The sequence below is a fragment of the Domibacillus iocasae genome, assembly GCF_001750285.1.
Taxonomy (GTDB): Bacteria; Bacillota; Bacilli; order Bacillales; family Domibacillaceae; genus Domibacillus; species Domibacillus iocasae.
Map to the genome: position 1 here is coordinate 137,087 of NZ_MAMP01000012.1, position 18,956 is coordinate 156,042.

Sequence of the window (18,956 nt, forward strand, 5' to 3'; positions counted from 1 at the left end):
TAACATTGAAAATGAAGGGGCATTTTTGACGCTCTATTTCACGACTGTTAAAATAAAGGAAATACATAGTGGAGATGATGAACGTGAACGTCACTGAAATGATCCATGCACAGCAGGAATTTTTTGATTCGGGCACGACTCGCAGCGTTGAGTGGCGAATTAACCGGTTAAAAGAATTAAAACAAGCAATTAAGGAACGTGAAGACCAAATAATCAAAGCGCTTTATCTTGATTTAAGAAAAAATAAATTTGAAGCGTATACAACGGAAATCGCTTTTTTGTATGAGAGCATCCGTTTCATGATACGGCATTTACCGGAATGGGCGGCTGCTGAGAAAGTGAAAACCCCTGTACATCAACAGCCGGCGGAAAGCTATATCCTGCCGGAACCATACGGCAGCGTTCTTATTATTGGGCCATTTAATTATCCGTTTCAGCTTGTCATTGAACCGCTTATCGGTGCGATAGCGGCAGGCAATACAGCAATTGTTAAGCCGTCAGAAAGTACGCCTCATACATCATCTCTATTAAAGGTACTAATCGAAGAAACGTTTGATCCAGCGTTTATCGGTGTGCAGGAAGGCGGAAAAGAAACCGTCACCGCTTTGCTCGAGGCACCATTCGATTATATCTTTTTTACAGGAAGTGCCAAAACGGCAAAAGTCGTTATGGGAGCGGCAGCCAGGCAATTAACCCCTGTGACATTGGAGTTGGGTGGAAAGAGTCCCGTGTTTGTTGATTATTCCGCTGATTTAAAGCAGGCAGCCCGCCGCATTGCCTGGGGAAAATTCTCCAATGCCGGCCAGACATGTATTGCACCGGATTACGTTCTCATCCATCAAAATGTGAAAGAATCCTTTTTAAAAGAATTAACACTCGCTGTATATGATTTTTATGGGCAAAATCCACAGAGCAGCTCGGATTTTGGACGTGTTGTGAATGAACAGCAATTTGACCGGTTGCAGGCAATGCTGTCTAAAACAGCCGGCACTCTCATAAAGGGCGGCGAAACAGACCAGAAAGATTTATTTATAGCGCCGACGATTGTCGAAACTGGCTGGGATGATGCCTTAATGGAAGAGGAAATTTTCGGTCCGATTTTGCCAGTGCTCTCTTATACAGAACTAGATCAGGCCATAAAGCGGGTGAAAAAGCTGCCGAAAGCCCTTGCTCTTTACGTTTTCACGAAAGAAAAAGCGATGGAAGAAAAAGTGATCTCTTCAATCCAATTTGGTGGAGCAAGCATTAACGATACGCTTGTTCATGTATCAAGTCCGCATCTGCCATTTGGCGGTGTTGGGCCTTCGGGGATGAATGCATATCATGGAAAAGCAAGTTTCGAGCTTTTTTCACATAAAAAAAGCATTTTGCGTAAAAAATCGTCGTTTCTGTCAAACTTTCTTTATCCTCCGTATGAAGACCGTGTAAATATTATCCGGAAAGTCTTACGGTAGGCAGGGAAACAAGTCTTTGAAGTGGAATGTATATATAAAGAAGAACGGGAGGGAGAATACGTGCCGATCAGCCTTGACCGACTAAAAGTACCAGATGAATTTGTGTTAACACAAGAAGAAGTAATAGAAGCGGTGACGGATTATTTCATAAAACATGGCTGGACTGTTCAAATAGAAGCAGCATCTGGCGGACATGACCTTGTCGCAGACAAACAAGAATGGAACGCTTATATAAAGTGTAAAGGATCACGCGGGAAACGCCAGCAGGAAGGTATGGTGTATGATAACACACAGCTGCGCGGAAACACAGGGGATCAAATCGAAAAATTGATTCGTGCGCAGGGAGAAGCCGAAAATCCAAGCCTGTTTATTATGGCGAATCCGGGTCTTGACCGCATGAAATGGGTGGTCTCAAAACTGGAGACCGGTCTTGATAAATTGGATATCATTCGTATGTGGATCTACCCGGATCGTACAATAAAATGGGACATTCCGGCACACCTTTTACGTATTGCGAGAAAATTGGGAATTGAGAAAAATTGAGAGATTGCGGTTGCATGCAAAAAAAAAAGATGATATAGTAAAGACAGTTGTTCGTTCGTTTCAAACGAATCACATTATGTGTTTCATCTTGAAATAGTAGCAAACAGCAAGAAAAGATTTGCGCATCAAGCGCATGGGAGGACATAACATGCTAGAAGGTAAAGTGAAATGGTTTAATGCAGAAAAAGGCTTCGGTTTTATCGAAGTTGAAGGACAGGACGATGTATTCGTTCATTTCTCAGCTATTCAAGGCGAAGGCTACAAATCACTTGAAGAAGGCCAAAACGTGACATTTGAAGTGGTTGAAGGACCACGTGGCCCACAAGCTGCTAACGTAGAAAAACACTAATTCTGATTAAAACCATAACAGGTGAAGCTGACGCTTCACCTGTTTTTCATTTTTATCTCTCTTATTTTGAGAATGCATAATTTGCAAACGCTGTCAATGATTAATCAATTATTTGTCACAAAAAAACAATATTTTCATGTTGAAAACAAGTGTTTTTTCGAAAAAAACGAGTAAAATAAGGGATGGTCAATAAATGAATGAAGAAAGATCAGGAGGATGATTATGATCTATGTTGCTGCAGCAGCGGTTATTGTTGTTGTCGGAATGGTAATAGCGAGCCGGTTAGTGCCAGGTCATAAAGTGGAAGAAGGCGTACTCGTTGTGAAAACAGGCGACCTGGAGACATCTATTCCCACGAACGAAATTATTGAAGTGTTTGAAATGGATGAAATGTCAAAGAATGCGTCTTTTTTTGAAAAATATATTGTTCGTCCGTATGTAAAAAAAGAGCGAGTAGCGGTTTATACCCGCTCAAATGTATCCTACTTTTTTATATTGCGTAACCCGGATCGTCTTATTAAAGCTGTAAAAGCGCAAAATCCGAAAGTGTATATTAAAGCAAAAGTTATTTAAAACGGACCTAGCTCCGTTTTTTTTTGGATTTTAATATATAAACGATAATTTAATTATGTAAACTTAAAGAAGCTTGTTTACAAATGAAAGAGAAGCTGTTATTTTATAGTAGTTACGATGAATAAAAAAGGGGTTATCAATCATGGCGGCAATCTTTACAGAAAGTCAGGCAGCAGCGGTTGTGACAGAATTATCATATTGCTGGAAAAAAAATAGCGTTAAAATAGAAGACGGATACTTAAAAAGCACAGGAATGATAACGAATACCCGTATACCGTTAAAACATCTGGATACCGTTGTATACTCATACAACCCCAAAAAACCCGCAATTGTACCCGTGTTGAAAATGATCGGCAGAGGTGCGGTTTTATGTGAAATGGAAATTTCAGCGGAACATATTGAAGCTGTACAAGATTGGATGCTCCGTGCGATTGAAAATGCAGAATGATGTACAGCCGCCTTTGATTGGGCGGCTTTTTGCGTGAAGAAGAAAGGATTGAGGATGTTGAAAGGAACTTCACATATGATGATTGGCGCAGCGACTGGAATTGGTGTAGCAGTGTGGACGCAATCACCTCCAATAAATACGGCACTTTTTGTCTGTATTGGTGCTGTCACTGCTTTGGTTCCAGACCTTGATGTAAACGGAAAGCTTGCCAACAAGATTACTATTGAAAAAAAATGGCTTGTTTTATTTTTTACAGTAGCCGGTTTATTGCTGGCGCTTTACAGCTATTTTATGTTATTTGGGATGAAACAAGCATCGGGATTTATTCTCAGTGTTGGTTTACTGCTTTTGCCAAGGCTGTTCATTAAACAGAGAATGATGCTTTTTTTAACAGGAGCGCTCGTTCTCTACACAGGCTGGTATATAAATGAAAGCTGGATTATGTACATAGGACTTTTCATTTTATTTGCTTCACTCGTTTCACACCGAACATGGACGCATTCAATTATTGGGATCTTGTTTTTTTATTTCGTCGCGGCTGAAATTGAGCGGGTTTACCCAATCGACGGCCTTCTTACCGTTCTAGTTTTAAGCTATATGTCCCATTTATTGGCTGATATGAAAATGCTTCCGGCCAATAAAAAAGGAACTAAGTTTTTTTATCCGCTGTGGAAAAAAGAATTTTAAGTTGAATATATAAAAATCTTAATCCTAATACATTATGTGCAAAAATCAAACTAAAAGTTCTAAATAAAGTCATAAACATAAAAAATTAGGGAATAAATTAAAAAACAAAAGGAGGATTTATTTATGTGGAAAGAGTTTTTTTCGAGTATTGGCATCGATAGTGTAAAAGTAGATACGATCTTGGAAAAACAGACCGCTGCACCAGGTGAAACAGTAAAGGGGCGGATTCTTCTAGAAGGCGGGCAGGCAGATGAGCCAATTGAAAAGATTCAAGTCCTGCTTTATTTACAATACGAAGAAGTACAAGAATACAGTGATTTTTCCTGGCACGATAAACACATAGAAGAAGTGAATATTGAATTAAACCGAAACATAAAATCAGGAGAGAAGGAAACGATTCCATTTTCAATAAAATTGCCTGAGAACAGTCCAAAAACAAATGATAAGCATAAGTGGTATATCCGGACAAAAGTGTTTGTTGATCAAGCAGTTGATCCGGAAGATGAAGACCAAATAATCGTTCAGTAAAAGCAGAATTTTTTCTGCTTTTTTTATTTGAAAATGTTTGACAAAGTAAGTTTTCTGTTATATATTAATTTCATAAAATAAAAATTGTTATATAACAGAAAGGGATGGGCAAAATGGAATTGCATCGGGAAGCTTATGAATATTACAAACAAATGTGTGAGGGTTTTGGAATGAAAAGTATTCCATTTTATCGGTTTATGCATAATTTAACAGAAGAACAAATTGAATTGTATATTCAAAAAGCCATTTAAACAAGAAAGGACTGATTGTTACGCAAACAGCTATTAAAGGTGCCATTTAAAAACCCCGTCAGCGAAAATATTGCGGACGGGGTTTACATGTGCTTATTTTAAATGGGCAGCGCAGTATTCACGGACGAGTTCGATTTCATCTTCTTCAAGTTCAAAATCCAGTACACTGTCATCTGCACGGTTATGCAAAAATAAGCCGGCTATTTTTTGTTCAGATTCTGTTACCGCGTACAACACCCGGATGTAAAGGCCTTCTGGTGAATACAATTCATCTTCCTTGTCAACAGCTGCAAAAAGGTGGTACTCATACCGGTCTCCTTCTAAAATACCAAATGGATCATCCATTTTCTCGAGTGTATGGTCTGTAATTATCATGTTTTGTTTCCTCCTCTGCTTATTTAGATAATGCAATAATCCATTTCTTCATCCGTTTAATTCCTTCTTCAAATTGATCAGGGCGGGCATATCCAAAAGATAATCGGATTGCGCGTGACGTCCCTTCTGTATAAATACTGCCCGGATGAAATAAAATACCTTCATTTAATGCTTCTGTATATAATTCTTTTAATGAAATGTTTTGATTCAGACGGAGCCAAATAAAAAATCCGCCGCTTGGTATCGTCCATTCTGCGACATCTGACAAGTGCCGTTGCAGTGAAGCAGAGGCTGCCTTACGTCGTTTTAGTAATTCTTGACGGACATATTTAAGGTGGTGTTCATAAAGACCTCCACCAAGCCATTCAGCCGCCACGCGCTGTGATAAAGAACTCGTTCCATAATCGGCCTGCATTTTTACATTGGATAATCGCTCAACAACCGAATCAGAACCGGCAATCCAGCCGATACGAAGACCAGGGCTTAACGTTTTCGACAAGCTGCCAATATAAAGAACATTTCCTGAACTGTCCATTGATTTAAGAGAAGGCGGCGGCGGCGCATCCAGCCATAAGTCACGGTAAATGTCATCTTCAATAATAGGCAGCCGATTTGAATTGCAATAAGCAAGGATCTCTTTTCTTCTTGTTTCACTCATTAAAATGCCGGTCGGATTATGAAAACATGGAATGGTATAAAGTGCTCCATTTTGCCCGGCGTTCCAGACGGTTTGCAATGATTCCGCCAGCAGCCCATCAGTATCCATTTGAATGCCCTGAAGTGACATGCCCAGTGATTGAAAGGTATGAATCGAGTACAAATAAGAAGGTTTTTCAAGCAAAATAGATGAACCGTGCGCAAGCAGGCCGGAAGCGATTAATTGCAAGCCTTGCATCGCACCGGAAACAATTAAAATAGACGATGGCGCAACAGGGGTTCCCTGCCTTGTCATATAGTCGGCAATCGCTTCACGAAGCGGTTCATACCCGCTTCGTTCTTCATACCCAAGCGAATTGATTTTTCCCGACAGCCGGCTGAGCACCTCATTTAAATAATTTTCTGGAAATACATCTTCTGCAAGCTCTCCCTTGCTTAAATCAATAATGCCGGAAGCGGCTTTATGGGGCGCTGTTTTATCGACAGAAGGCAATGAAGCAAGAAGCGACCATGTATCGTTAGCCACAATTGTACCTTTCCCCATGACCCCTTCAATAATCCCATCTTTCTTTAACTGTTCAAGTGCGGCCACAATCGTGCTTCGATTAACAGAAAAATCTTCTGCCAAAACACGCTGGCTCGGAATTTTCATGCCAGGGGTCCACTTTCCAAGAGCGATTTGTTCTTTAATCCAGCCAGCGACTGTATCTGTTTTAACGCTTTTCTTCATGATTCATCCAGTGCCTGGTTAAAAATTCATCCCGTCCGGACTGTTGCCGGTCTTCTTCATATTCTTGCTTGTGAGTGTAATAAAAATTCTGGTGATAATCCTCTGCCGGATAAAAAGGGCCCGCCGGCAAAATTGGGGTAACGACGGTCTTCTTAAATAACCTGCTGTCCGACAGCTTTTGTTTTGAACGCTCTGCCGCTTTTTTCTGATCAGGTGTTGTATAAAAAATAACAGCACGGTATGAATCACCGCGATCCTGAAACTGCCCTTCATCATCAGTCGGGTCAATTTGCTGCCAGTAAATATCGAGGATTTGATGGTAGGAAATAACATCGGCATCATATGTTATTTCGACCGCTTCCTTGTGTCCGGTGCTGCCGGCTTTTACTTGCTCATACGTTGGGTCTTCAATATGACCGCCTGTATAACCAGAGATAACCGATTCAACGCCATTCCATTGGTCAAACGGTTTTACCATGCACCAAAAGCAGCCGCCAGCGAATACCGCTGTTTCTTTTTTCATCGCTGAACTTCCTTTCTTTCTGCAAATGCTTTTCGTTGTGTAAAGTCTGCATTAGGATAGTACGCCTTTTTAACGAGCAAATTTGGACCAAGACACCGAACTGATGAACAATGACAGTCAATTTCTTTTGCAAGGGGAGACCGGTTCCAGATGTCAAAGGATTCTTGCAGCGTATTGGTTTGAATATTGCCGAGAGACGGAGCATCGGCAAAATCTGTTACAATCACATCGCCGGAAAAAATATTTACATTTAAGCGTGAACGGCCATCGGGATCATTACGGACTGTCACGAGTCGTTCATTTTGCAGACGGAAGACAAGCTCACGATCCCGTTCATCCGGGCTGCATGCAAAAAACGGCAGCGTTCCAAAGAGCATCCACACATTCGGATCGCGCACATCAAGAAGCTGATGGATGGCCTCACGTGTTTCATCAAGGCTTAAAGATTCAAGTGCGCTGGCGAAATCACTCGGGTACATCGGATGAACTTCATGGCGGGCACATTTCATTTCGCTGACAATTTGCTGATGAATGTGTGTAAGGTGAGGCAGTGTCCGCTTATTCAGCATCGTTTCAGCTGATACCATCACACCTGCTTCCGACAAAATCCGGCTATTTTCAATCATCCGGTTAAATAATTGTTCTCGCTGGCTATAGGATGGTTTTCGATCCATATTGGCAAACCCGGCTTCCACAAAATCATCAACAGTGCCCCAGTTGTGAGAAATGTGAAGGACATCAAGGTAAGGAGCAATGTCTTCATAACGCCTGGCGTCAATCGTTAAATTGGAATTCATTTGCGTGTAGACACCGCGACCGTATGCATATTGTAAAAGCGGTCGTACGTACTGCTGAACCGATTTTTTTGACAGCATTGGTTCGCCGCCTGTAATGCTTAATGCACGGAGATCCGGGATTTCGTCAAGGCGCGATAACAAGAGCGACAGAGGCAACGCATCAGGATCTTTCGTTTGCAGCGTATAACCGACCGCACAATGCTCGCATCGCATATTACAAAGCGTCGTCGTTGTAAACTCAATATTGGACAGCCTGGCATCACCGACCTGATCGATATCTATGTAACTTTCCCACGGATCAAATGCAGGCGAAATCATTTTTTTCATTCAAAACACCTCTTTATCTTTCAACAAGTTATTATACCGCTTTTTAAAGGAAATGAAAAAAGAAAGATGAATCAGACTGTAGACAAAGCTAGAAAGCAGACTGATTGAAAACAGTTGTCGCTCTAAAAATACCGCTGGGTGGGAAGTGGAGTGCCTTTTTGGGGATCATGAGCATTCACGCACGGAAAGTAACGCCGAAAGCGAGCGTTTGTCAACAGCCGAGAATTTACAATTCTATAGAAAATATTCACATATTATTCATATTCATTTCGTAGAATAAAAATAGGAGAAAAATTTATTCCTTAAAACATGGAAGAGGTGTTTGAATGGTCAAAAAAAGAGTTAGTGTCTTAATTTACCGAACTGAACGCAAAAGAATATGGCTTTATGTTGATAAAACAAGCAAACTGTTAAGCATGACCCCGTTCAGGTTCCAAGGACAGATTGACTCTATTTTTGCACCATTTCAAAAAACATATCGACCTGACCCACCTTGACTGGCAGGACCTTCGAAATAGTGAAAATCATTCATTTCTTGTTCGTTTTTGCCATATTGCTTTTCTTCAAAAGAAAAAACAAGTATGATGTGGGATAACAACATGTAAGGAGGAAGTACATAATGAAGAAGGTAACAGGCTTGATAGGTGCTGCAATACTTGCTGGGGGATTGCTTGCCGGCTGTTCATCAGATTCTGAAAATGCGGCACCTGAAGAAGATACAGTAGAAGAAACGACAGTACCGGCAGAAACAGAAGAAACACAAGAAGCAGAACAAACGGCTGAAGATGCAGCTGGCAGCGGATCGGAATCAACAGAAAATGCTGCTGAAGAAGTAGATGAAGCAACACAAGATGCTCAGGACAGCCTTGGAGAAGCGGCAGATGCAGTCGAAGAAGAAGCAGCTGACATGGGTGAAACAGTCGAAGAAGGCGCGAATGATGTACAAGAGAGCATTGAAAAAGAAACAGAAGAATCATCGGTTGAAGGGACAGAAGCAACTGGTACATTCAATGGCCTGGCCGATCCACATACCGTTGAAATTGAAGTAGACGGTGTTCCAAATGCATATCAAGTAGAAGCCGGCAGTGAGATGATGGAGAAATTTGAAGCGATGGAAGCCGGGGCTAGTGTAACATTCGTTTATGCGGAAAACGGCGAACAGCTCGTTATTAATGAGGTAAAATAAAAGATAACAAGGCGTATCGTGTATTGATGCGCTTTTTTCGTTTAAAAGATCGGAAAATGGGAATAAAAAACTATACGTAAAGGGCTTAGGGGGATGCAGGCATGAATACATCTGGAATGCTGCGTGGTTATTTAGCCAAAGTAATGGATCAGGAAAGCTTTTTTTTTCATGTTATTAACTGCATGGAAAAACAGCTGACGGATTGGGACAATGACACTATACTTTTATTCAACTGGGAAGAGCAATCAGAGAATGTATCTGGTTTTTTTATAATTGATGGTTTTTCTCACTCTTTTGTTTTAAATAAACAAACATTAAGGCAGCTTCAGAACCAGTCACCTTACGCACTGGATCGAGTGCTTTGGGAATCGCTTATCCAAGACGGTTTGATCTTAAAAAAAAGCAACTATATTGATAAAGCGTTTATGTAAAAAGCGTGTGGGAAATAATTCCCACACGCTTTTTTAATGCCGTATTTGTCCCGAACCCCGTACGAGTGACTTTACGGTTGTGATCGCTTTTAATCCCATTGGGCCGCGGGCATGAAGCTTTTGCGTACTAATGCCAATTTCAGCGCCATAGCCGAATTGTTCCCCGTCTGTAAAACGAGTAGAAGCATTTCGGTATAAAACGGCCGCATCAATGCCTCGGAAGAATAAATCCGCATGCTCATCATTTTCTGTTACGATCGCTTCGGAATGCTTTGTACCGTAGCGGTTTATATGAGAAACGGCTTCCCGCGTATCTCCAACGAGCCTAGCAGATAGTGTCATTGCTAAGTATTCCTGTCCCCAGTCTTCTTCAGAAGCAGGAATGATGTTATTATACAAACGGGTTAACTCTTCATCTCCCCGCACTTCTACACCAGCAGCCTGAAGGACGGACATTAATTCCTGCTGGTACGGCCAATCACGGTGGATCAAAAGGCTTTCCGCTGCATTGCACACAGATGGACGGTGCGTTTTTGCATTTAATGCAATGTTTATGGCCATTTCTTTTTCGGCCGATTCATCGATAAAAATATGGCAATTGCCAACGCCTGTCTCAAGAACAGGAACAGTAGACTGTTCGATAACAGATTGAATTAATCCAGCGCCCCCGCGTGGAATGAGCACGTCTAAATAATCATTTAGCTTAAACATTTCTGATGCAGTCGCCCGGCTTGTATCCTCTAAAAGCTGGAGCGCGTCTGTTGGAAGTGATGATTGATCAAGGGCCTGCTTCATAACAGCAGTCAGCGCTTTATTGGAATGAAGAGCGGATGTGCTTCCGCGTAATAATACGGCATTGCCTGCTTTTAAACAAAGTGTAGCAGCGTCTACGGTCACATTTGGACGAGCTTCATACACCATGCCAACAACTCCAAGCGGTACGCGGATTGTTTCAATATTCAGGCCGTGTTCGGTTGTCCATGCTTCAACAACTTCGCCAATCGGATCATCTAATTTTGTCAGCTGGCGAACAGCATCTGCGATTGCAGAAATGCGTTCTTCCGTCAGCTGGAGGCGATCAAGCAAAGAATCGGTAAAACCAGCTGCGCGTCCGGCAGCCATATCCTGCTCATTAGCAGTTAAAATAGCGGGTGTTTGTTCAATCAAAGCATCTGCAATAAGCAGAAGCGCATCATTTTTTTCTTTCGTGGATTTCATCGCTATATCGAAAGATGCTTGTTTTAAAAGCGTCGCTTTTTGTAAAAGTTCATTCATTTTTTCCACTCCTAGCCTTTATTTTTTAATGTGACCCAGTTATCACGATGAATCACTTCCGCCCGTTCGTTAATGGAATACGCTTTTGCTTCAGGACCCGGCAGCCCTTTCACTTTTTCAAGATCAATAGAGGAATAAAAAACTTGTCCGCGTCCGAGAAGATCGCCGTTTGTATTGCGAACGTCTACTACATCCAGTGCGTCGAATAAACCGTTGACAGCGATGATGCCAACAGGAAGGAGACTTTTCCCGCCTTTTAGAATGGCTTTTTCTGCTCCGGCATCAACGGCAATCATTCCAGATGGTTTAGCGTGGTGGGCGAGCCACTGCTTTTTTCGCTGCATATGCTGTTGCATCGGTGCTCCGATATACGTCCCATCGCCTTTGCCTTCGAGAATATCAAGAAGCTTGCGCTCGCCAAATCCATTGCCGATAAAAACCGAAACACCAAGAGATTGGGCTTTATCTGCTGCGAGCAGCTTCGATTTCATACCGCCGGTGCCAACTGATGAGCCGCTTCCGCCGGCTGCTTCGAGCATCTCGTCTGAAATAATGGGGACAAAATTAAACCGCTTCGCACCTGGATTTGTTTTCGGATTGCTGTCATAAAGACCGTTAATATCAGTTAAAATAACGAGCCCATCTGCCTGCAAAAAACCGCTGACGAGCGCCGACAGCATATCATTGTCTCCATAAGTCAACTCTTCAATTGAAATGGAGTCATTTTCATTAATAATCGGTACCGCACCGCGATTTAAAAGTTCGGTCATCGATGTATAAAAATTTTGAAACCGTCCTTTTGAGTAAAAATCACCTTTTGTCAAAAGCATTTGCGCAGCAGTTATGCCTTTTGGTGACAAGTGGGAAATATAGCGCTGAATTAATAAACTTTGCCCGACGGCGGCAGATGCCTGGCGGGCAGCCATTACTTTCGGGCGGGATGGGTAACCGAGGGCCCGGAAGCCGGCTGCCACCGCACCGGATGAAACGACAATGACTTCATGCCCCTGCTGTTTCATGGCCGCGATAGCCGATGTGTGATCCGCAATCTTTTCGTCGACGATGTTTCCGATGTCATCTGTTAACGAACTGCTGCCGATTTTCACGACAATACGTTGTTTTTTCATAAGTATTCATTCCTTTTCAATAAAAAAAGCACACCGAATCGTCCATAAAGGACGGGTATGCTTTCCGTGGTACCACCTTTTTTGACGCAAAACTGCGCCCACTTTGCATCTGTAACGGGGAAAAACCGGCTTATGTTTTCATAAGCAATGTTTACTAGGGCAGGTTCAATGGTGCTTTCCGCGGGGGTCTTTCAGCCAGTGAACCCCTTCTCTGATACGGATACATGTCATTTACTGATCCCATCATTTTATCAATATTCTACTTTATTATCGTATATTCTGACTATTTGTCAAGAGCAGGTGGGTGTTCCCGGATCACATCAAGAAAATGTTTAAGAATTCGGGCGGTTAATCCCCAGATGATTCGGTTTTCATAGAAATAAAAATATTCCTCCATTGATTTTGTCTGCCAGTTGTAATCTTTACCGCGGGCAATTAAATGAAATGGGAAATTTTCTTCCGGCTCAGGACGCAGTTGAACGTAGTGAATATCGGGATCTGCTTTCAATAAAAAATCAAGCGGCACGGTAAATATTTCATCGACTTCAGCCTCGTTCAAATTTATTTCGGACAAGTCAACCAGTCCTGCATAGGCATAAATAATGGTACCGAACGGAGAGAGCATAAAGTCGAGAGGGAAAAGAAGGTGAATATTCTCTTCCGGAACGCCAAGTTCTTCGCGCGCTTCCCGAATTGCCGCAAATTCAGGATCTGGATCCTCAAGATCTATTTTACCGCCGGGAAAACAAATTTCACCGGGCTGCCGCCGCATAAACAGGGAGCGGACTTCAAATAAAACATGAAGGCCATCTTCTTTTTGAACGAGCGGAAGCAGTAATGAAAATTTAGAGAGATTTTCACTGCCCAGTATATCAGGGGTTCGATGTGAAAAAAGGAATTTTAGTTCATCAATATTCATGCAACCAGCTCCAGATTTTTTCTTTTATTATAGTAGATTTACATGATTTAAAAAAGTCGGATACGGTGAGAGGAAGGGATCTATGATAACTTATAATGTATACACACTTTTTATAGTTTTTGATCAGCTGTTATTCAATTCTTTTCTTGATATGGTTTTTCTGAATTTGCATGGTCAGTGACTTAATTGAATTCATTAACTGCCAGTTTCTTGGGTAAAAATCTAGATTTTCAGTAGCTTAAATAGAAATTTTGTAGCTGAAACTAACTTTATTAACAATGTGCAAAATTCAAAAAATAAAAATAAAAACATCAAAAATTATGATCTTAGATTCTAGACAAAGTCAACAGTTGCTTTTCAATAAAACACCTGATGAAAATAATAATATTTCAGGTAATTAACTTTGTTTTTTTTACCTAGGGCTAATAGGTAAAACAGGCCAGTCTTCACTTTATAGGAATCCGGCAAATATGAGCATATAAAATTCTCTTTTGCTCAGCTATTTTTTTGGAAGAATAACGGCAACAATAGGCTGAATAACTATGTAATAACAATTGATAAAATGTACCAGCCTTGAGTAAACAAGCTTGTATTCATTAAATCATCATGCTAAAAGAAGTGATGAAAATATTTAAAAAAAGAAATTTAGTCTTCTGCTTTTAAAAATAGCGCTTTATTTGTATTTATAATAAGTAACTAAAGTAGATGGTGAAAAAAATTGATTTTACAGTGTGAAAATATTCAAAAAAATTGTATGATAGAAGAAGTACATACATCAGCGCTTGCTGACGAATTTTTACACATGAGGAGTCCTGGAAGATGACACAAGAATTGACCGTACAATTAGCTGACCAAAAAAGAGAAAAACCCGATCAGGCAAATCTCGGGTTTGGCCGTATTTTTACCGATCATATGTTTATGATGGATTATACGGAAGGAAAAGGATGGCATGATGCGCGCATCACTCCGTATCAGCCGATTACCCTCGATCCGTCGGCTATGGTGTTCCATTACGGACAGACGGTATTCGAAGGGATGAAAGCTTATTTAACGAAAGAAGGCCGCGTATTTTTATTCCGTCCCGAAAAAAATATGGAGCGTCTAAACCGCTCAAACGACCGTCTCTGCATTCCGCAGATCGATGGTGACTTTGTCATCGAAGGATTAAAGCAGCTGATCAAGGTTGATCAGGAATGGATTCCAACAGCTGAAGGCACATCTTTATACATTCGTCCATTTATTATTGCGACAGAACCGTTTTTAGGCGTGGCGCCGTCGAAAAATTACATTTTTATGGCTATTATGTCACCGGTTGGCTTGTATTATAAAGAGGGGATCGCCCCGGTTAAAATTTTGGTTGAAAACGAATTTGTCCGCGCAGTAAAAGGCGGTACGGGTGAAGCGAAAACGGGTGGAAACTATGCATCCAGTTTGAAAGGGCAGGAAGTGGCAGCTCAAAAAAACTATTCGCAAGTGCTCTGGCTTGATGGTGTGGAGAAAAAATATATCGAAGAAGTCGGCAGCATGAATGTCTTTTTTAAAATCGATGGTGAAGTTGTCACGCCAGCATTAAATGGAAGTATTTTGCATGGCGTCACGCGTGATTCTGTCATTCAACTGCTTAAGCATTGGAATGTTCCAGTCGCCGAGCGTCGTGTTTCTATTGATGAAATTGCTGAAGCATACCGTAATGGAAAGCTGGAAGAAGCATTTGGCACAGGAACAGCAGCGGTTATTTCCCCAATTGGTGAGTTTTTATGGGGTGAGGAAAAAATGGTGCTGAATGGCGGCCAAACAGGTGAATTATCAAAACGTATTTACGACACGATTACAGGCATTCAAAAAGGTGCCGAAAAAGATGAGTTTGGCTGGATTACGGAAGTGCCGGTTTCAGAATTAAAATAATGATGAGTCAAAGGCGTCGCGGTGTCATGCTGAGACGCCTTTGTGGCTCACACTCTATGAGCCATTATTTTTCATTTAAAACGAGGTGGAAAATGTCAGCGGTTTCATTAGGATATGATTTATCATTGATTGACTTGCATGATTCGGGGTTTTCAAGACGGACTGGTTCGTATGTTTTTCATGAATCAAAAAAAGCGATTATTGAAACGAGTGCAAGCCCCTCTGTCCCTTATTTACTTGACGGATTAAAAGAACTTGAAATATCACCGGAGGAAATTGAATATGTGATTGTTACCCATATTCATCTGGATCATTCAGGCGGTGCGGGGTTGTTTTTACAGTCGTGTCCAAATGCAAAGCTAGTTGTCCACCCAAAAGGCGCACGTCACTTGGCGGATCCAAGCCGGTTAATCGCAAGTGCGAAAAGGGTGTATGGTGATCAGTTTGATAACCTGTTTGATCCAATTGTGCCGGTCCCCAAAGAACGGATTATCGAGATGGAGGATGGAGGGAAATTGGACCTTGGCGGAAGGGAATTGACATTTATTCATACGCCTGGACATGCCAATCATCACTTTTCCATTTATGATAAAAAATCTAATGGGATTTTCACTGGTGATACGGCGGGCATCCAATATGCACAGCTGACGGATGAAGCTTTTCCATTTTATTTGCCAACAACATCACCAAATCAATTTAACCCGGATGAAATGAAAAAATCCATCCAAAAAATGATGGTCTTTCAACCTGAACGTATTTATTTTGGCCATTACGGAATGACAGAAGATCCGAAAACTGCCATCGATATGGTACTAGAATGGCTGGATGTTTTTATGGAGACAGCGGAAGGAATTACGGATGCCGGTGAACTGGCGATCTTATTATATTCAAGAGCACAACAGTATTTGTTTCAAAACGGCATAGATGATGACCACCCTGTATATGATATTCTCCGTATAGATTTTCCTGTTTGTTCACAGGGGATTATTCTTTATAAGGAATTGAATACGTAATGCAGAAAGTGAATCGGCAGTTCGAGATAAGTCTTTACACATTTGGAGATTTTGGACCCGATCCGTTCACAGGAAAAGTTATCAGCCCCAGTCAGCGATTTAAAGAAGTGTTGGCTGCGGATTGCCCAAATAACGAAGCAAATTAAAATGACAAGTGTGACAACCGCTTTAAGCACTGGTGACCCAATGCGGTTGTTTGAAGATTAGCCACACTCGATATCATTTTGAAGGGACGGGCTGAAATTATTGTTAGCCGGGAAGCGTTTGTAGAATCATCCCCACTTTTTGGATTTGATTTACACCACTATGAAATGAAGGCCTATCTTGGACTGGACGGTTTCATCTGCCTTACAAAATGTTCAAATTGCCCCTTGTCCCGTTCAGCAAAAGCTGCTAATCTGAGTTAGAGTTGGGAAAACGAAAGAAAGTGCTGTAAGAGCTGGAAAGTTTGGCACTGGAGTAGCACTGGCTATTTTGGGTGGTGAGCCGAGAAGATTTAAGCCGCTTGTTGATATATATATATCGAAATGCCGCCATGAATGAAGGACACGAACATCGCGGTTACGGGACATAGGTATTTTTCAAAAACGACTCATATTCCATTTAACAAAGTAGCAGAAAGTATCGAATTATTGGCAAGAGAAATGAATAAATAGCCTGCATAAAAAAGCCAGCGAATTTTCGCTGGCTTTTTTATGCAGAGAAACAAGAAAATGATGCTTGCATCGAAATGAACTATGACCCGTCTTTTGCATTCTCGATGCACGAGAATGCGAATCTCAAGCACGCTTAAAAATGAATATTTATTAAATGATCATGTATCCGGTCTTCCTGAATTCTCTGTACGTATAAATTTGTAATTTGAATAAGCTCGGATAAGCGTATGCCAAGTGTTAACAGTAAAAAAATTATCAGGCGATTGCGCGCTTTCAATTGTTTATCATTTTTATCTTTTTTTTACAGTTTTTTCGAAGCGATCGATAATAAGTTTTGCTTCAGCGGAAGACAACTCACGCATTTCAGTCCGGTTTTCGCTTGAATGTGACACGTGGCCTTTTTGAATGAGCGGCTTTTGAATCCAGATGGACAGCCGTGTTCCATAAAAGTGGGTGTTAAAGCAGAATTCAAGAAAATGTAAAAAAATCCAATTCTCAAAGTAGACTTTTGAGTTTATATGACTGTATCATCAAACGGTTATAATCGAAAAACCAATATTTCGAAAGGTAAAAGAGTGGGCAGCAAGAAACGATAGCAATGTTTTCGCATCACTCCGGTAAGCCTTTATTAGATGAGGGGCAAACGTCTGGTTTTCTTTTAAAATTCCTATCGCAAAAAAATATTCCAAAAATTCTTCATCGGTACAATGCACCAATATTAATTTGCGCTCTTCATCAAGCAGATGCTGTTTGGATTGAAGCAGCTGCAAATAAGCGTCTTGTAAAGATAAAATCGCCTGCGTATTCATTGGATTTTTTTATTTACAGTAATTATATTATGTATAGTAAAGATAATATATCCTTATCTGTATATAAAAATAGAACCCTTATTTATAAAGGGTTTCTAGCGTTTTTTATCGTTATTTTTTATTTCGGGTGACCAAAAGGGGACTGAAGTGTAAAAAACATTAAAAGATGCTCATTAATTTTGTAACAGCTTCCTGCTCGTTTTCCTTCGTTAAATGTGAGTATGTGTCCATGGTTAATGTAATCGTGCTGTGACCCAGTCGCTCTTGAATAACTTTGATATTCACGCCGTTCGATAATAAAAGGGAAGCGTGAGTGTGACGCAGGTCATGGAATCGAATTCGCTTTAGTCCATGTTTCTCTGTAAACTCTATAAAGTATTTCAAAAAAGTCTGTGGAAGGTGCGGATATCCGTCTGGGCGGCAAAAGATTAAATCCATCCCTTCGATGCCTCTCCATTCGGAACCATAGGCCATTCGAATTTTCTTTACTTCATTGATGTATTTGCGTAATTCTTTCATGTAATCATCTGGCATAGGGATGATACGTGTTTTCTTGTTTTTCGGATCGCCTAGGTAATAAATATCTTTTTTCGTGTCATGAACCAGCGTATGCTTCACTGTAATGGTATTGTCCGCAAAATTCACGTTTTCCATCGTCAAGCCTAAAATTTCTCCAAGGCGCATACCGGAAAGAACAGCCGTTTTTACAGCCATTCGATGCTTCGGCATGGCGTCTTCCAGCATCTCAAATAGTCGCTTCACCTCATTTATATCGTAAAACAGCATTTCTTTCTTTTGTTGCTTTTTCTTTTTGACTGTCTTTGCCACATTCTCCGGCATTAGGTCCCACTCAACCATTTTTTGCAGCATCAGCTGGTTCACCCGCATCTTGTAATCGGCAGACTTCACATCATCTTCTGTTAAATGGTTCATAAATTCGACGATATGGAATTTCTTTAAGTCATTTAGCTTCATTTCTCCGAAAAAGTCTAATGCCGCCTGGATATTTTGCTGATATGCCTTTTGTGATTGAAAAGAGAGGTGTGACACATGATTTTCAAGCCACAATGCAACAGCTTCTCTGTATTTAAGATTATTCGTATCAATCGGGCTGCTAGTCGCTACTTCAATCTCAAACTCAGTGATTGCCTTCTTAATGGTGCGAGGGGAAAGTGTTTTGAGAGAAACAGTCTTCTTGCGCCGGATCCGTTTGCCTCGCTTATCATAACCTAACTCAACGGTTATCTTTATGCGAGGAAGTTCTGACTTATCGTCCGGGTTTTTCTTATCTAAGACAATATAACTCGACATAAAGCACGCTCCTTTCTTTTTGAGTAAAGGTTCTTGTTAGTTTTATTTTACCTTATTTTGATGGAAAATCCGTCATAAATCA

Annotated in this window: 21 protein-coding genes and 1 other annotated feature; of the genes, 12 read left to right on the top strand and 9 right to left on the bottom strand. The window is 41.0% G+C overall.

From position 1 onward, the window contains the following. The first annotated feature begins 77 nt into the window (after nt 1-77). The 8 genes from BA724_RS05185 (at nt 78) to BA724_RS18510 (ending at nt 4,833) form a co-directional block, all read left to right on the top strand. A complete protein-coding gene (locus BA724_RS05185; RefSeq protein ID WP_069937859.1) occupies nt 78-1,454 on the top strand; it encodes an aldehyde dehydrogenase in 1,377 nt (458 codons plus the stop codon). A 60-nt stretch (nt 1,455-1,514) separates the two neighbouring features. Further along, nucleotides 1,515-1,997 (top strand): hypothetical protein, encoded by a 483-nt coding sequence (locus tag BA724_RS05190; RefSeq protein WP_069937602.1) that lies wholly within the window; start codon nt 1,515-1,517, stop codon nt 1,995-1,997. Between the two features lie 148 nt (nt 1,998-2,145). Beyond that, nucleotides 2,146-2,346, top strand: a complete 201-nt coding sequence (cspD, locus tag BA724_RS05195) for a cold-shock protein CspD (RefSeq protein ID WP_046176144.1) — start codon at nt 2,146-2,148, stop codon at nt 2,344-2,346. Nucleotides 2,347-2,568: 222 nt separating this feature from the next. Next, the gene (locus tag BA724_RS05200) at nt 2,569-2,919 is read left to right on the top strand and encodes a hypothetical protein (protein WP_069937603.1); all 351 of its coding nucleotides are present in this window, start codon (nt 2,569-2,571) and stop codon (nt 2,917-2,919) included. 142 nt (nt 2,920-3,061) lie between these two features. After that, nucleotides 3,062-3,367: a hypothetical protein gene (locus BA724_RS05205; RefSeq protein ID WP_069937604.1), complete on the top strand. Its 306-nt coding sequence runs from the start codon at nt 3,062-3,064 to the stop codon at nt 3,365-3,367. Between the two features lie 54 nt (nt 3,368-3,421). Next, a complete protein-coding gene (locus tag BA724_RS05210) occupies nt 3,422-4,054 on the top strand; it encodes a metal-dependent hydrolase (RefSeq protein ID WP_083256082.1) in 633 nt (210 codons plus the stop codon). A 123-nt stretch (nt 4,055-4,177) separates the two neighbouring features. Next, a complete protein-coding gene (locus BA724_RS05215) occupies nt 4,178-4,582 on the top strand; it encodes a sporulation protein (protein WP_069937605.1) in 405 nt (134 codons plus the stop codon). A gap of 113 nt (nt 4,583-4,695) precedes the next feature. Further along, complete coding sequence (locus BA724_RS18510) at nt 4,696-4,833, top strand: hypothetical protein (protein WP_169818503.1); 138 nt, start codon at nt 4,696-4,698, stop codon at nt 4,831-4,833. Nucleotides 4,834-4,926: 93 nt separating this feature from the next. Here BA724_RS18510 and BA724_RS05220 read toward each other — a convergent pair whose 3' ends face one another. The 4 genes from BA724_RS05220 to yfkAB are packed head-to-tail and all read right to left on the bottom strand — an operon-like array spanning nt 4,927 to nt 8,242. Continuing rightward, nucleotides 4,927-5,208 carry a DUF6509 family protein gene (locus BA724_RS05220; RefSeq protein ID WP_069937606.1) on the bottom strand — a complete coding sequence of 94 codons (282 nt, stop codon included), beginning with the start codon at nt 5,206-5,208 and terminating at the stop codon, nt 4,927-4,929. Nucleotides 5,209-5,227: 19 nt separating this feature from the next. Continuing rightward, the gene (locus BA724_RS05225) at nt 5,228-6,595 is read right to left on the bottom strand and encodes an aminotransferase-like domain-containing protein (RefSeq protein WP_069937607.1); all 1,368 of its coding nucleotides are present in this window, start codon (nt 6,593-6,595) and stop codon (nt 5,228-5,230) included. After that, nucleotides 6,579-7,118, bottom strand: a complete 540-nt coding sequence (gene msrA / locus BA724_RS05230; protein WP_069937608.1) for a peptide-methionine (S)-S-oxide reductase MsrA — start codon at nt 7,116-7,118, stop codon at nt 6,579-6,581. The genes BA724_RS05225 and msrA overlap by 17 nt, the downstream gene beginning before the upstream one ends. Next, nucleotides 7,115-8,242, bottom strand: coding sequence for a radical SAM/CxCxxxxC motif protein YfkAB (yfkAB, locus tag BA724_RS05235; protein WP_069937609.1), 1,128 nt, complete (start codon nt 8,240-8,242; stop codon nt 7,115-7,117). Before yfkAB ends, msrA begins: the two co-directional genes overlap by 4 nt. A 619-nt stretch (nt 8,243-8,861) precedes the next feature. On the opposite strand from yfkAB, the gene BA724_RS05240 reads away from it, so the two are divergent. Together BA724_RS05240 and BA724_RS05245 are read left to right on the top strand one after the other, a co-directional pair. Continuing rightward, nucleotides 8,862-9,428, top strand: a complete 567-nt coding sequence (locus BA724_RS05240) for a hypothetical protein (protein WP_069937610.1) — start codon at nt 8,862-8,864, stop codon at nt 9,426-9,428. A 101-nt stretch (nt 9,429-9,529) separates the two neighbouring features. Then, nucleotides 9,530-9,859 carry a hypothetical protein gene (locus tag BA724_RS05245; RefSeq protein ID WP_069937611.1) on the top strand — a complete coding sequence of 110 codons (330 nt, stop codon included), beginning with the start codon at nt 9,530-9,532 and terminating at the stop codon, nt 9,857-9,859. Between the two features lie 33 nt (nt 9,860-9,892). On the opposite strand, the gene BA724_RS05250 is transcribed toward BA724_RS05245, so the two are convergent. From BA724_RS05250 to BA724_RS05260, 3 genes are all read right to left on the bottom strand, one after another. Next, nucleotides 9,893-11,134 carry a glutamate-5-semialdehyde dehydrogenase gene (locus BA724_RS05250; RefSeq protein ID WP_069937612.1) on the bottom strand — a complete coding sequence of 414 codons (1,242 nt, stop codon included), beginning with the start codon at nt 11,132-11,134 and terminating at the stop codon, nt 9,893-9,895. Nucleotides 11,135-11,145: 11 nt separating this feature from the next. Then, the gene (proB, locus tag BA724_RS05255) at nt 11,146-12,261 is read right to left on the bottom strand and encodes a glutamate 5-kinase (RefSeq protein ID WP_069937613.1); all 1,116 of its coding nucleotides are present in this window, start codon (nt 12,259-12,261) and stop codon (nt 11,146-11,148) included. A gap of 44 nt (nt 12,262-12,305) precedes the next feature. After that, nucleotides 12,306-12,513: a binding site (T-box leader), on the bottom strand. Nucleotides 12,514-12,544: 31 nt separating this feature from the next. Beyond that, complete coding sequence (locus BA724_RS05260; protein WP_069937614.1) at nt 12,545-13,180, bottom strand: NUDIX hydrolase; 636 nt, start codon at nt 13,178-13,180, stop codon at nt 12,545-12,547. Between the two features lie 819 nt (nt 13,181-13,999). On the opposite strand from BA724_RS05260, the gene BA724_RS05265 reads away from it, so the two are divergent. Continuing rightward, nucleotides 14,000-15,085, top strand: a complete 1,086-nt coding sequence (locus BA724_RS05265) for a branched-chain amino acid aminotransferase (RefSeq protein ID WP_069937615.1) — start codon at nt 14,000-14,002, stop codon at nt 15,083-15,085. Between the two features lie 92 nt (nt 15,086-15,177). Beyond that, complete coding sequence (locus BA724_RS05270) at nt 15,178-16,098, top strand: MBL fold metallo-hydrolase (RefSeq protein WP_069937616.1); 921 nt, start codon at nt 15,178-15,180, stop codon at nt 16,096-16,098. 1,186 nt (nt 16,099-17,284) lie between these two features. Here BA724_RS05270 and BA724_RS05275 read toward each other — a convergent pair. Together BA724_RS05275 and BA724_RS05280 are read right to left on the bottom strand one after the other, a co-directional pair. Continuing rightward, nucleotides 17,285-17,563 carry a hypothetical protein gene (locus tag BA724_RS05275; protein ID WP_069937617.1) on the bottom strand — a complete coding sequence of 93 codons (279 nt, stop codon included), beginning with the start codon at nt 17,561-17,563 and terminating at the stop codon, nt 17,285-17,287. Between the two features lie 159 nt (nt 17,564-17,722). Next, nucleotides 17,723-18,874, bottom strand: a complete 1,152-nt coding sequence (locus BA724_RS05280) for a tyrosine-type recombinase/integrase (RefSeq protein ID WP_069937618.1) — start codon at nt 18,872-18,874, stop codon at nt 17,723-17,725. Between the last annotated feature and the right edge of the window lie 82 nt (nt 18,875-18,956).

Coding starts and splice junctions, on each gene's coding strand:
- proB (WP_069937613.1), bottom strand. CDS start 12,261: ATGAAAAAACAACGTATTGTCGTGAAAATCGGCAGCAGTTCGTTAACA.
- BA724_RS05260 (WP_069937614.1), bottom strand. CDS start 13,180: ATGAATATTGATGAACTAAAATTCCTTTTTTCACATCGAACCCCTGAT.
- BA724_RS05185 (WP_069937859.1), top strand. CDS start 78: ATGAACGTGAACGTCACTGAAATGATCCATGCACAGCAGGAATTTTTT.
- BA724_RS05200 (WP_069937603.1), top strand. CDS start 2,569: ATGATCTATGTTGCTGCAGCAGCGGTTATTGTTGTTGTCGGAATGGTA.
- msrA (WP_069937608.1), bottom strand. CDS start 7,118: ATGAAAAAAGAAACAGCGGTATTCGCTGGCGGCTGCTTTTGGTGCATG.
- BA724_RS05240 (WP_069937610.1), top strand. CDS start 8,862: ATGAAGAAGGTAACAGGCTTGATAGGTGCTGCAATACTTGCTGGGGGA.
- BA724_RS05225 (WP_069937607.1), bottom strand. CDS start 6,595: ATGAAGAAAAGCGTTAAAACAGATACAGTCGCTGGCTGGATTAAAGAA.
- BA724_RS05250 (WP_069937612.1), bottom strand. CDS start 11,134: ATGAATGAACTTTTACAAAAAGCGACGCTTTTAAAACAAGCATCTTTC.
- BA724_RS05215 (WP_069937605.1), top strand. CDS start 4,178: ATGTGGAAAGAGTTTTTTTCGAGTATTGGCATCGATAGTGTAAAAGTA.
- BA724_RS05265 (WP_069937615.1), top strand. CDS start 14,000: ATGACACAAGAATTGACCGTACAATTAGCTGACCAAAAAAGAGAAAAA.
- yfkAB (WP_069937609.1), bottom strand. CDS start 8,242: ATGAAAAAAATGATTTCGCCTGCATTTGATCCGTGGGAAAGTTACATA.
- BA724_RS05220 (WP_069937606.1), bottom strand. CDS start 5,208: ATGATAATTACAGACCATACACTCGAGAAAATGGATGATCCATTTGGT.
- BA724_RS05270 (WP_069937616.1), top strand. CDS start 15,178: ATGTCAGCGGTTTCATTAGGATATGATTTATCATTGATTGACTTGCAT.
- BA724_RS05245 (WP_069937611.1), top strand. CDS start 9,530: ATGAATACATCTGGAATGCTGCGTGGTTATTTAGCCAAAGTAATGGAT.
- BA724_RS05210 (WP_083256082.1), top strand. CDS start 3,422: ATGTTGAAAGGAACTTCACATATGATGATTGGCGCAGCGACTGGAATT.
- BA724_RS05205 (WP_069937604.1), top strand. CDS start 3,062: ATGGCGGCAATCTTTACAGAAAGTCAGGCAGCAGCGGTTGTGACAGAA.
- BA724_RS05280 (WP_069937618.1), bottom strand. CDS start 18,874: ATGTCGAGTTATATTGTCTTAGATAAGAAAAACCCGGACGATAAGTCA.
- cspD (WP_046176144.1), top strand. CDS start 2,146: ATGCTAGAAGGTAAAGTGAAATGGTTTAATGCAGAAAAAGGCTTCGGT.
- BA724_RS18510 (WP_169818503.1), top strand. CDS start 4,696: ATGGAATTGCATCGGGAAGCTTATGAATATTACAAACAAATGTGTGAG.
- BA724_RS05275 (WP_069937617.1), bottom strand. CDS start 17,563: ATGAATACGCAGGCGATTTTATCTTTACAAGACGCTTATTTGCAGCTG.